Raw genomic sequence first — 11,905 nt, 5'->3', positions numbered from 1 at the left:
TTGAAAATCCTCGTGTCCCTGGTTCGATTCCGGGTCGAGGCACCATTTATACAAAGCCTTGCTTATGCAGGGCTTTTTTGTTTTTGACCCGTGTTCAAAACTACCTTTCAAATAGTTTAGTGTGCCGACTTAGCTCAGCTGGTAGAGCAACTGACTTGTAATCAGTAGGTCAACCGTTCGACTCGGTTAGTCGGCACCATTCATCAACTTATTTCAATTATCAAAACACTAAATCAGTAGTCTGTACAAGTTACCCGTTCGACTCGGTTAGTCGGCACCATTTATCAACTTACTTCAATTATCAAAACACTAAATCAGTAGTCTGTACAAGTTACCCGTTCGACTCGGTTAGTCGGCACCATTTATCAACTTACTTCAATTATCAAAACACTAAATCAGTAGTCTGTACAAGTTACCCGTTCGACTCGGTTAGTCGGCACCATTTATCAACTTACTTCAATTATCAAAACACTAAATCAGTAGTCTGTACAAGTTACCCGTTCGACTCGGTTAGTCGGCACCATTTATCAACTTACTTCAATTATCAAAACACTAAATCAGTAGTCTGTACAAGTTACCCGTTCGACTCGGTTAGTCGGCACCATTTATCAACTTACTTCAATTATCAAAACACTAAATCAGTAGTCTGTACAAGTTACCCGTTCGACTCGGTTAGTCGGCACCATTTATCAACTTACTTCAATTATCAAAACACTAAATCAGTAGTCTGTACAAGTTACCCGTTCGACCCGGTTAGTCGGCACCATTTATCAACTTATTTCTATTATCAAAACACTGAATCAGTAGTCTGTATAAGTTACCCATTCGATTTGGTTAGGCTGCACTACCTCGTTTACAGCACTTTATTTTTTCCTGATAAATTAATTTTAATCTACATAAATAATGTTGTGATCTGATAGTGTTTATATTTACAAAGTTGCTGATCATTTAACTATACCTGCCGTATAACTCACTTATTAGTTCACTCATCGCTAGCTATGTAATGTTATGTAAAGTAAGTTGAGCAAAATTAGCCAAGGTGCTTGAATTACATTCATAAATAGCAGTAATTCAGGTTAAATTATGATTTGGCAATACAAGCCAACGTTATTGGCACTTAGTGTGATTCTGCTCAGTGGCTGTGCGAGTAATATAAATCCACAGGAGCGCCAACAAGCACCCAGTAATGTTCCTAAGCAGTGGCAACAACAAGCAGCAAGTTCAGTTTTGCAAGTGGATGATGAATGGTTAACGCAACTAAACACGCCATTGCTGAAAAAATATGTTAACCAAGCGCTTAAAAACAATCAGCAACTATTACAAACCAGCTACGATGTTGCCATTACTAAGCAGCAACTTATTGCGTCGGGGGCAGACCTTTGGCCTAGCTTAGATTTATCTACGCGTACTAGCCGAAGTAAAGATAATCGGCCTGTTAGTTATAATAATGCTAGCTCCGTAAGCTTAAACTTAAATTATGAAGTTGACTTATGGGGCAAACTGTCAGATTCAAAACGGGAAGCTAATCTTTCATATTTAGCTCAAAAAGCGCGTTTTGAACAGGCTAAACAGCAGCTTGTTTCGGATGTTGTTCAAGGATGGTTTGATGTTGTGTCTGCACAGCAGCTGCTTGATTTATATAAACGCCGTTTAGAAAATTCTAAGCAAAACCTCGATATAATTGAATCAGGTTACCGCCAAGGTATAAACGAAGCGCTCGATGTTTATTTAGCCCGCAATGAGCTAAATAACGAACGTTCACGCATAGCTACTCAAACAGCGAGTTTATCCAGTGCTGCAAGGCTACTGGAGCGTTTATTAGGCGAGTACCCAAAAGGAGCAATTTCTGCAAGTAATGATTTACCGGTTATTAACACAGAAATTCCACTGGGAATTCCATCTGAACTTATTACCCGAAAGCCTGCATTACTTGCTAGTTGGTACGAACTATTGGCGACCGATGCGTCATTGGCTTACGCACATAAACAGCGCTTTCCTAGTTTAAATTTAACTGCAAGCTTAAGTGATAGCACAGACAGAGTGAGTGATTTATTTTCTCCTTCAAGCCTTGCATGGTCTTTGCTAGGAAGTATTTCGGCACCTATTTTTGAGGGGGGACGTTTACAAGCCAATGAAGAAATTGCACGCCTAAATACGCAAAAGCAAGAACAGCAATATTTACAAACCTTGTACGATGCATTTGGTGATGTAGAAAACGCGATTTCGCAGCAGCAATCTTTAAAGGCTCAATATACAAGCACACTTGAAGCGCAAAAAAATGCACTTGCTGCCGAGCAGTTATCGTTTGAGCAATATCAAAGTGGCTTAGTCACTTACACCACAGTATTGGATGCACAAGATCGCTCATTCGATGCGCAAAGTTCATTAATACAAATTAAGAATCAATTAATTGCAAATAGAATCAACCTACATGTTGCCCTTGGTGGTGATTTTGAAAAACCATCAAGCGACCTAAAGAGTAACAACGATGAAAACTAAAACAGCTAAAATTATTATTCCAGCCGCGGTTGTTGTTACCGCTCTTTTAATTGTGTTTTTTATCAAAAGTAACCCGCCAGAAGCGAGGCGTTTTGGCTCAGCACCAAAAGCAGCTATCAGCGTGTCGGTACTAGAAATTGTGCCTCAAAGTTACCAAGTAATGATAGACAGCTACGGTACAGTAAAGCCTCGTACACAAAGCTTACTTGTTGCTCAAGCATCAGGGCAAATCATCGACGTGAGTGATGAGTTTAGAGAAGGTGGTTTTTTTGAAAAAGGCGACGTGTTACTAAAGCTTGATGATAGAGATCATCAGGCAGAGGTTAAATCTGCACAAGCTAACTTACTCACAGCAGAACAAAGCTTGCTAGAAGAAAAAGCCCGCGGGCAACAAGCACTGACTGATTGGAAGCGCCTTGGTGGTTCAAGCCAAGCCAGCAGCTTGGTATTACGTGAGCCGCAATTAGCAGCTGCGCAGGCACAAGTTTTATCAGCACAAGCTACTCTTGAAAAAGCAGAGCTTGATTTAGAGCGTACAAAGGTTACTGCACCTTATGCTGGGCGCATACTGAGTCGCAGTGTCGATTTAGGCCAAGTAGTGACTAACAATACCCAACTTGCCACTATTTACGCTATTGATAGCGTAGAAATTCGTTTACCAATAAAAAATAAAGACCTTTCGTTTGTAAACCTGCCAGAACAATACCGTGATGGTGCTAAAAACCAGGCCGGTTCGTTAGTTAAATTTAGCTCTGATTTAGTGGGCGAACAAACATGGCAAGGCCAACTTGCACGCACTGAAGGCGCAATAGACGAAAACGCGCAGCAACTTTACGTGGTAGCAAAAATAGACGACCCATATAAATCAACCGAGAGTAACCAATACCCAATTAAAATAGGCCAATACATTAAGGCACAAATTGCAGGTAAAACGTTACAAAATGCGTTGATCATTCCCAACAGTACAATTTATCAAGGCACCTATGTTTACGTAGTTGAAGGTGATGTACTAAAACGTAAAGACGTTACTTTTGCATGGCAAAACGCAAACCAAGCAATGATCAAGACAGGATTAACAGCAAACGACAAGTTGGTTATCACGCCACTTGGTCAAGTGAGTTCGGGCACTAAAGTGAGTATTTTAGGTGAAGAGCCAAAAGAAAAAGCATCTAAAGGTATGCGCCCGTCGCGAGAGCAACTTGAGCAAAAAGCAAAAGAGCTTGGTATCAGTGTTGAAGAGTTAATAAAAAAACGTCGCGCAGCCAATCAAGGAGATAAAGCATGATTGCTTGGTTTACCAAAAACCATGTTGCTGCCAATCTATTGTTAGTAACTTTGTTGTTGTCGGGGCTATTTAGTTTATCGAGTAAAATACCACTTGAGGTGTTTCCGTCTTTCGAAACAGACATGATAAGCGTTGGTGTTAGCCTACGAGGTGCAACCCCTGAAGATGTAGAGCAGGGCGTAACAATTCGTATAGAAGAAGCGGTACAAGACCTAGAGGGTATTAAACAAATATTTAGCCGCTCGTCAGAGGGCTCAGGCTCTGTAACCATTGAGGTTGAAAGTGGTTACGATCCTCGTGAACTGTTGGCTGACATTAAAAGCCGAGTGGATGCGATTAATACGTTTCCTGGCGATGCCGAAAAACCAATTGTTGCGCTGGCTGAGCGCAAAAGAGAAGTAATAGCTGTTACTGTATCAAGTGATTACGGCGAAAAAGAAACGCGTGAATACGCAGAAACAGTACGAGATCAAATACTGCGTTTGCCTAACGTAACTCAGGTAGAGCTAAGTGGTGTACGAGACTACGAGCTAGCCATTGAAGTTAGCCAAGACACACTTCGCCAATATAACCTGAGCCTTGCGCAAATATCGAGTGCGATTGCTAATTCTAGTTCTGATATTTCTGCCGGTAACTTAAAAACAGAAGGTGGCGATGTACTGATCAGCTCAAAAGGGCAGGCTTACCGCAAAGACGAATTTGCTAGCATAGTAGTTAAAAACCAAGCCGACGGAACAATTATTCGCCTAGGTGATATTGCTACAATAAAAGACGACTTTGAAGAAACGCCAGTGCGTACCCGTTTTAATGGTAAGCAAGCGGCGTTTATAGACGTTTACCGAATTGGCCCGCAAAGCGCGATAACCGTGGCAGACGATGTTAAAAACTATATTGAAGAACAGCAGGCCACGCTACCACAAGGTTTTAAACTAAGCTATTGGGATGACGATTCAGAGTTAGTTAAAAGCCGTATCGCAACCTTAACCAGTAATGCTCTACAAGGTGGTATTTTAGTTTTGGCACTGCTCACGCTATTTTTGCGCCCAGCAATTGCATTTTGGGTATTTATTGGTATTCCAGTATCATTTATGGGCGCATTTATCGCGATGCCGATATTTGGTGTAACGCTAAATATAATGAGCTTATTTGGCTTTATCTTAGTGCTCGGTATTGTAGTAGATGACGCCATAGTAACCGGCGAAAACGTGTATACCCATTTAAAAACGGCAAAATCGGGTGAGCAGGCTGCTATATTGGGTACTCAAGAAGTGGCTACTCCTGTTACCTTTGGTGTGCTGACTACGGTTGCTGCCTTTTTACCTTTAGCATTTATTGAAGGGGCACGCGGCGCCTTATTTGCGCAAATTCCGGTAGTCGTTATTCCAGTGTTATTGTTCTCGCTAATTGAATCTAAATTTGTGTTGCCTGCACATTTAAAATACATAAAATTACGCCACCAAAAAGGTGAACCATCGAAGCTTGAAGCAATTCAACAACGCTTTGCAGATGGCTTTGAAAGTGCAATTTTAAAGTATTATCAACCTATCTTAAACACTGCTTTACGCCATAAATTAGCAACGGTCAGTTTATTTGTTGGGGTATTTTTTATAATTTTGACCATGATCACCAGCGGTTGGACTAAGTTTATCTTTTTCCCACGAATTCCGAGCGAAACCGTACGGGTAAACCTAACACTGCCAACGGGTACACCGTTTGAAGTAACCAATAAATACGTGATTGATATGTCTGAAAAGGCCCAGCAATTACAAGATAAATATCGCGACCCTGATACAGGCGAAAGCGTTATTTTAAACATACTCGCCACTACAGGCGGACGCGGTGGTGTATCCAACTCTGGGGCGGTACGCTTTGAAATTACACCTGCAGAAAAGCGTGAATCAGACATAGGTTCACGCGAGCTTGCAAGTGAGTGGCGCGATTTAATAGGTGTGATCCCTGGCGCTGAAAGCTTAACATTTAGAGCTGAAATTGGTCGAAGTTCAGACCCAATAGACGTTCAATTAAGTGGCACCTCGCTAACAATACTGCAAGATGTGGCTGATAATATTAAAAACCGTTTAGCAACGTACCCAACGGTGTTTGATATTGCCGATAGTATGTCTGATGGTAAAGAAGAATTACGTATAGAGCTTACACAACAAGGTTTAGCGCTTGGTTTAAATCGTGTAAATGTAGCAGGGCAAGTGCGAAATTCGTTTTTTGGCTCGCAGGTTCAACGTATTCAACGCGGACGAGATGACGTGCGTGTAATGGTGCGTTTACCTATTGATGAGCGCCGCTCGATAGCTGATCTACAAAATATACTAATAAATACTCCCGATGGCGGTTCTGTACCATTGTCGCATGTGGCAACGCTTACGGCAGGGCAAAGCCCATCGACTATAAACCGTATTGATCGTTACCGCACACTAAACGTGACGGCTGATATAGAAAAAAACAACACTAACATGACGGTGCTTCAAGCCGACCTCGCACAATACTTAGACGAGCTAATGCAGCAATACCCGGGGGTTGATTATAAACTTGAAGGTGAAGCTAAAGAGCAAAGAGAGTCGTTTGGCTCACTGGCTTGGGCGTTAATGTTTGTATTTTTTATAATTTATGCGCTATTGGCTATTCCGTTTAAGTCATACATGCAACCAATTATTGTTATGAGTGTTATTCCATTTGGCATGATTGGCGCAGTAGTAGGGCACTGGATAATGGGTATGGATTTAACCATTATGAGCCTACTAGGCATGCTTGCGTTAATAGGCGTCGTAGTGAACGATTCGCTTGTGCTGGTTGACTTTATTAATAAAAAACGCAGCGAAGGTGGCGATTTAATAGAGGCCGTTAAACTTGCTGGTGCATCGCGCTTTCGCCCGGTTATGCTCACCAGTTTAACCACTTTTATAGGTTTAATGCCGCTGCTGTTTGAAAAAGCCACACAAGCGCAGTTTTTAATACCTATGGCGGTAAGTTTAGGGTTTGGGATTATTTTTGCGACCTTTATTACTTTATTGCTAGTACCAGTCAATTATATGTTGATGGAACGATTTCAAGGCTGGTTTAAATAATACAAAAGCTGTAGGTATTCAATTGCCTGCAGCTTTTTTGTTTTTAGCTATGCAAAATTGAAAGTTATTTAAGGCGTTAAATGGATATACGTGGATATATAAAGAGGTGTGAGTGTGCGTGTTAAAACGCGAGTAGATGATGGTGTTCCCCAAGATACGGTACTCGGTTTCAGTCCTGAAACCAGAAGGTTTCAGGGCGGGAATCTGCGGTTTACCGTAGGCTTCTCGGTACATGCCAAGCTTGCACAATAGTAAACGAACAGAAACCCTGGTATAAAATTTATCGGCTCAGGGACTTAACCCAGCTCCAGTATCCCAGGGAACAAATTAAGTATATAAGACATATGCCAATCCTTAAACCCAAAACGTAAAAAATTAAGTCGTTCGCTTAGTTTTCCCACACCTTTAACTCGCTGTTTACTTTATTGCGTAGTTTTTGAGCGTGATCATACAATTAATTGGAGTTGCTTTTTATCGAGTGGTAGCATTGCTTTAACTAGCAAAGCGAAGGCTTGATTATGAACGATTTACCAGATTACGAAAAAGCTCAACTACTTTTAGAAAAAAACGAAATATTTGTTTCTCCTGCCGAAGCGCATGGTGTTATTAGTGGTTTATTAGCATGTGGACTAAGTATTGACGACAAGGAGTACCTAGGCCTTTTAAGCGATGTATTCAACGATGGTGAATCGTTCGGTAATGGTTTAAAAGCATTTTTTGGCACTATTTATAAGCAAGTTGTTGCAAGCTTTAATGATGAAGAGTTTCAGTTTGACTTATTTTTACCAAGTGATGACGAGACACTCATCGATCAGGCTAATGGGCTCGTATCATGGGTATCGGGATTTATGCTTGGTTTTGGTTTAAAGCAAAAAGATTACGGTAAGCTGTCGGCTGACGTGAAAGAAGTAATTAGCGACTTTAGCGAAATAACACGCCTAGATACCACTTTTGAAGAAACCGAAGAAGATGCTAACGCACTTCACGAAGTTATTGAATATGTACGTGTATCGGCACTACTTTGTTTTGCCGAGCTTGGTAAAGAGCAAAGCAGCCAAAGTGATAAAAAAACGCTTCATTAAACTTAATTAAAAAGTACAACGGGTTAGCTAATAATGGTTGAAATAAAAAAGTCAGAGTTTAAAGCACGCAGAGAACGCTTACTTGCACAAATGGACGATAACAGCATTGCGCTTATTCCGGCTGCTAGCGAAGTAACGCGAAGCCGTGATACTGACTATGCTTTTAGACAAGACAGCGACTTTTTTTATTTAACCGGTTTTAACGAACCCGATGCTGTATTGGTGCTTTGTAACAACAGCGATACACCCAGCACCCTATTTTGCCTTGATAAAGACAAATTAGCCGAAATTTGGCATGGCCGACGTGTTGGTTTTAATAAAGCCAAAAGCGACTACTTATTTGACGAGGCTTACCCATTAAGTGATTTAGAAGAGCAACTGCTTGAGCTACTAAATGGTAAAAATGCGATTTATTTTGCACAAGGCGCTTATGATTCATTTGATAGTAAAGTGTTTACGCTTTTAGGTACACTTCGTGGCGGGGCTCGCAAAGGCCTTAAAGCACCGAGTACGTTAAAAGAAATTCGCGGCCTTATCCATGAAATGCGTTTGTTTAAATCGCCAAGCGAAATAGAGGTAATGCGCGAAGGCTGTGAAATTAGCGCCCGTGGCCACATGCGAGCTATGCGCTTTTCACATGCAGGAGCAACAGAGTTTCAATTAGAAGCAGAGCTTCATCATCATTATGCAATGAACGGCGCACCTCATCCGGCTTACGGCACAATTGTAGGTAGCGGCGATAACGCTAATATTCTGCATTACACGCAAAATAGTGATGTGCTTAAAAATGGCGATCTAGTACTTATTGATTCAGGTTGTGAGCTACAAGGCTACGCAGCCGATATAACGCGTACATTTCCGGTAAATGGCCAGTTTAGTGAAGAACAAGCCGCGCTTTATAATATTGTTCTTAACGCACAACTGGCTGCCTTTGAAGAAATTAAACCCGGCGGGTTTATGTCGCATGCTAATAAATTAGCAATGGAAGTATTAACGCAAGGCTTACTTGATTTAGGTATTTTAACTGGCGACTTTACTGAACTAATGGCGCAACAAGCCTGTAAAGAATATTACATGCACGGCCTTGGGCATTGGCTGGGGTTAGACGTGCATGATGTCGGTGATTATAAAATAAATAACGTTGAGCGAGCATTTGAGCCTGGTATGGTTTTAACCATAGAGCCAGGACTCTATATAAGCGAAGACTCAAACGCGCCACAAAAGTACAAAGGTATTGGTATTCGTATAGAAGATAATTTACTCGTTACCGAATCAGGCCATGAAAACCTTACTTTAAGCGTGCCTAAAACCATTGGCGATATTCAAGCACTTATGCAACAAACTAAAAGCGCATAACGGGTGGAGAGCACAATGGCTAAGCAATTTGATGTTGTAGTAATTGGTGGTGGTTTAGTCGGCGCAAGTTGTGCACTTAGCATTACTAAAATAAACCCCTCAATAAACATTGCCGTGGTAGAAGCAAGCCAAGTAACCGATGAATACCACCCAAGCTTTGACGACAGAAGTATTGCGCTTGCTCAGCAATCGGTAGAGTATTTACAAACACTTAATTTATTTGATCAAAATGCCCCTTACACCTCTGCTATTAAAAAAGTGAGTGTGTCTGATAGAGGTCATTTTGGTAAAACCCATATTCAAAGCACTGAATTTGCAAAACCTTCTTTAGGGTATGTAGTTGAGGTTAATCCATTTGGGCGCGCGCTTCATCAGCGGTTAGTGCAATCAAGCATTAGCTTATTTTGCCCTGATAGCGTAATCGAAATAAAACAAACGTTGCATAGCAATGCACTGACTTTACAAAATGGCGAACAACTTAATGCCAAGCTAATTATTGTAGCCGATGGCGCGCAATCTCCTACACGCCAATTGCTGGGCCTTAATTTTAATACTCAGCCTTATGAGCAAGGCGCTATTATTGCCAATATAGAAGTAGCCGAAGGGCATAATAACCATGCCTTTGAACGCTTTACTCAGCATGGCCCTATGGCACTATTACCGATGAGTAATAACCGATATTCATTGGTGTGGTGTATGGAAAAAGAGCAAATTAATTCATACATGGGCTTAAATGAAATCGAGTTTTTAAGTGCATTACAATCAGCCTTTGGTTACCGCGCAGGGCAATTTGTTAAAGTGGGTATGCGCGCAAGCTACCCGCTGGTATATGGGCAAGCCGAATCGTTAATAGCTCATCGAACGGTGGTTATTGGTAATGCTGCTCATGCTATTCATCCCATTGCAGGGCAAGGCTTTAATTTAGGCCTGCGTGATGTACAAGTACTGAGTGATTTAATTGCCAATAGCCCTAATGAGTTAGGGAGCTATGCGTTTACACGCGAGTATGGTCAGTTACGCTGCCAAGATATAAAGACAGTGATGACCTTAACAGATGCCTTAGTAAGGTTATTTTCAAATTCATCTCGAGTATTAGCGCTTGGGCGAAGCATTGGCTTGTTTTCAATGGATTTATTCCCCGCATTAAAAGCTCCGTTAGCAAAACAACTAATGGGGCAAGTTAAACAAGGTTCACGTTTATGAAGCAAACACAGGTGTGTATTGTTGGTGGTGGTTGCGTGGGGCTAACGTTAGCCCTTGGCCTAGCTAAGGCTAATATTAGTGTCGTGGTACTTGATGCAGCATCAACACAAGCCCCTCCAACTGATGAATACGGTTTACGTGTAAGCGCACTTAGTATTGCAAGCCAAACGTTATTAGAGCAATTAAACGTTTGGCCTGAAATTATTGCTCAGCGTGCATGTGCATATACCCATATGGATGTTCGCGATGCCGACAGCTTTGGTAAAATAACCTTTAATAACAAACAACTTGAGCTCGACCATTTAGGTCATATAGTTGAAAACGATATTATTCGCTTTGCACTTATCAAACAGCTAGAGCAGCAAAGCAATGCTACGCTAATGTTTGATACCGAATACCAGCAAATACACCAAAGTGAATCAGACGTATTTGTAACCCTTAAAAGCGGCGAGCCTATTATTGCTAAGCTGCTGGTGGCGGCTGATGGCGCAAATTCAGCTATTCGTAAACAATTTAATATGGCGCTGACCTTTAAAGATTACGATCACCATGCATTGGTTGCTACAGTAAAAACAAAAGAGCCACACGCAAATACTGCGCGACAAGTGTTTTTACCAACGGGGCCATTAGCATTTTTACCACTAAGCGATGACAATACTCATTCAATAGTGTGGTCTACTAGCCCCCACCATTGTGATGAATTACTGGCAATGGACGACAACGACTTTAATAAAGCCGTAATGGCTGCCATAGACGGCCAATGCGGCCTGTGTGAAGTGCAAAGTAAACGCGCGGCATTTCCACTTAAAATGCGTTACGCCCAGCAATGGGTAAGCGGCAAAGTAGTATTAATGGGCGATGCAGCGCACACTATTCACCCATTGGCAGGGCTGGGTATGAACCTAGGTCTAAAAGACGCCGCGTATTTAATTGAGCTACTTACAAGTGAGAGTAAAGAATTTGCAAGCACCCGCACACTTCGTGATTACGAGCGTACACGCAAGCTCGACGCGCAAAAGCACATAGCCATGATGCAAGGGCTAAAAGAGTTATTTGAAGGTGCTAACCCGGTTAAAAAGCTAATACGTGGAGTTGGGCTGTCACTCGTTGATAACCTAGGCCCAATAAAACACCTATTCGCCAAAGAAGCGATAGGGAAGTGATAAAGACAAGCGGTTAGTTTTTTAGCTGTCAGTTTTTAGCAAAGAAAAACCGATGTTTAATTTAAACATCGGTTTTTGTTTTTAAGTAGTGTGAAACAGATTAAAAGCTGCGCTTTTCACGCGAGCAATCTCAGCGCCTACATGCAAAGTTTAACACTGAGCTTAATTTCACCTGTAGGCGTTTAGCTTGGCGGCGCGACGAGCATAGCTCGTGATTACTATCGTTAGTTAAAAAGC

The 11,905-nt window shown here is 41.6% G+C and carries 7 protein-coding genes, 1 tRNA gene and 1 other RNA gene; 8 read left to right on the top strand and 1 reads right to left on the bottom strand.

Going from position 1 to position 11,905, the window contains the following annotated elements:
- The first annotated feature begins 123 nt into the window (after positions 1–123).
- The 4 genes from RF53_RS17865 (at position 124) to RF53_RS17850 (ending at position 6,864) form a co-directional block, all read left to right on the top strand.
- Positions 124–199, top strand: a tRNA-Thr gene (locus RF53_RS17865).
- A gap of 884 nt (positions 200–1,083) precedes the next feature.
- On the top strand, positions 1,084–2,499 hold the full coding sequence (locus tag RF53_RS17860; protein ID WP_039038456.1) for an efflux transporter outer membrane subunit: 1,416 nt from the start codon (positions 1,084–1,086) through the stop codon (positions 2,497–2,499).
- The gene (locus tag RF53_RS17855) at positions 2,489–3,784 is read left to right on the top strand and encodes an efflux RND transporter periplasmic adaptor subunit (protein ID WP_039038455.1); all 1,296 of its coding nucleotides are present in this window, start codon (positions 2,489–2,491) and stop codon (positions 3,782–3,784) included. Before RF53_RS17860 ends, RF53_RS17855 begins: the two co-directional genes overlap by 11 nt.
- Positions 3,781–6,864 (top strand): efflux RND transporter permease subunit, encoded by a 3,084-nt coding sequence (locus RF53_RS17850; protein WP_039038454.1) that lies wholly within the window; start codon positions 3,781–3,783, stop codon positions 6,862–6,864. The genes RF53_RS17855 and RF53_RS17850 overlap by 4 nt, the downstream gene beginning before the upstream one ends.
- A 142-nt stretch (positions 6,865–7,006) precedes the next feature.
- On the opposite strand, the gene ssrS is transcribed toward RF53_RS17850, so the two are convergent.
- Positions 7,007–7,189, bottom strand: a non-coding RNA gene (ssrS, locus tag RF53_RS19340) — 6S RNA.
- Between the two features lie 193 nt (positions 7,190–7,382).
- On the opposite strand from ssrS, the gene RF53_RS17845 reads away from it, so the two are divergent.
- The 4 genes from RF53_RS17845 to RF53_RS17830 are packed head-to-tail and all read left to right on the top strand — an operon-like array spanning position 7,383 to position 11,668.
- The gene (locus RF53_RS17845) at positions 7,383–7,946 is read left to right on the top strand and encodes a UPF0149 family protein (RefSeq protein WP_008131954.1); all 564 of its coding nucleotides are present in this window, start codon (positions 7,383–7,385) and stop codon (positions 7,944–7,946) included.
- Between the two features lie 33 nt (positions 7,947–7,979).
- Positions 7,980–9,302 (top strand): Xaa-Pro aminopeptidase, encoded by a 1,323-nt coding sequence (gene pepP / locus RF53_RS17840; protein WP_039038453.1) that lies wholly within the window; start codon positions 7,980–7,982, stop codon positions 9,300–9,302.
- A gap of 15 nt (positions 9,303–9,317) precedes the next feature.
- Positions 9,318–10,505 (top strand): 2-octaprenyl-6-methoxyphenyl hydroxylase, encoded by a 1,188-nt coding sequence (gene ubiH, locus RF53_RS17835; protein WP_039038452.1) that lies wholly within the window; start codon positions 9,318–9,320, stop codon positions 10,503–10,505.
- The gene (locus RF53_RS17830) at positions 10,502–11,668 is read left to right on the top strand and encodes an FAD-dependent monooxygenase (RefSeq protein WP_039038451.1); all 1,167 of its coding nucleotides are present in this window, start codon (positions 10,502–10,504) and stop codon (positions 11,666–11,668) included. Before ubiH ends, RF53_RS17830 begins: the two co-directional genes overlap by 4 nt.
- The last annotated feature ends 237 nt before the right edge of the window (positions 11,669–11,905 follow it).

Source organism: Pseudoalteromonas sp. ECSMB14103 (assembly GCF_000813065.1).
Lineage (GTDB): Bacteria > Pseudomonadota > Gammaproteobacteria > Enterobacterales > Alteromonadaceae > Pseudoalteromonas > Pseudoalteromonas marina.
This window is presented reverse-complemented; position numbering and strand designations above follow the sequence as displayed.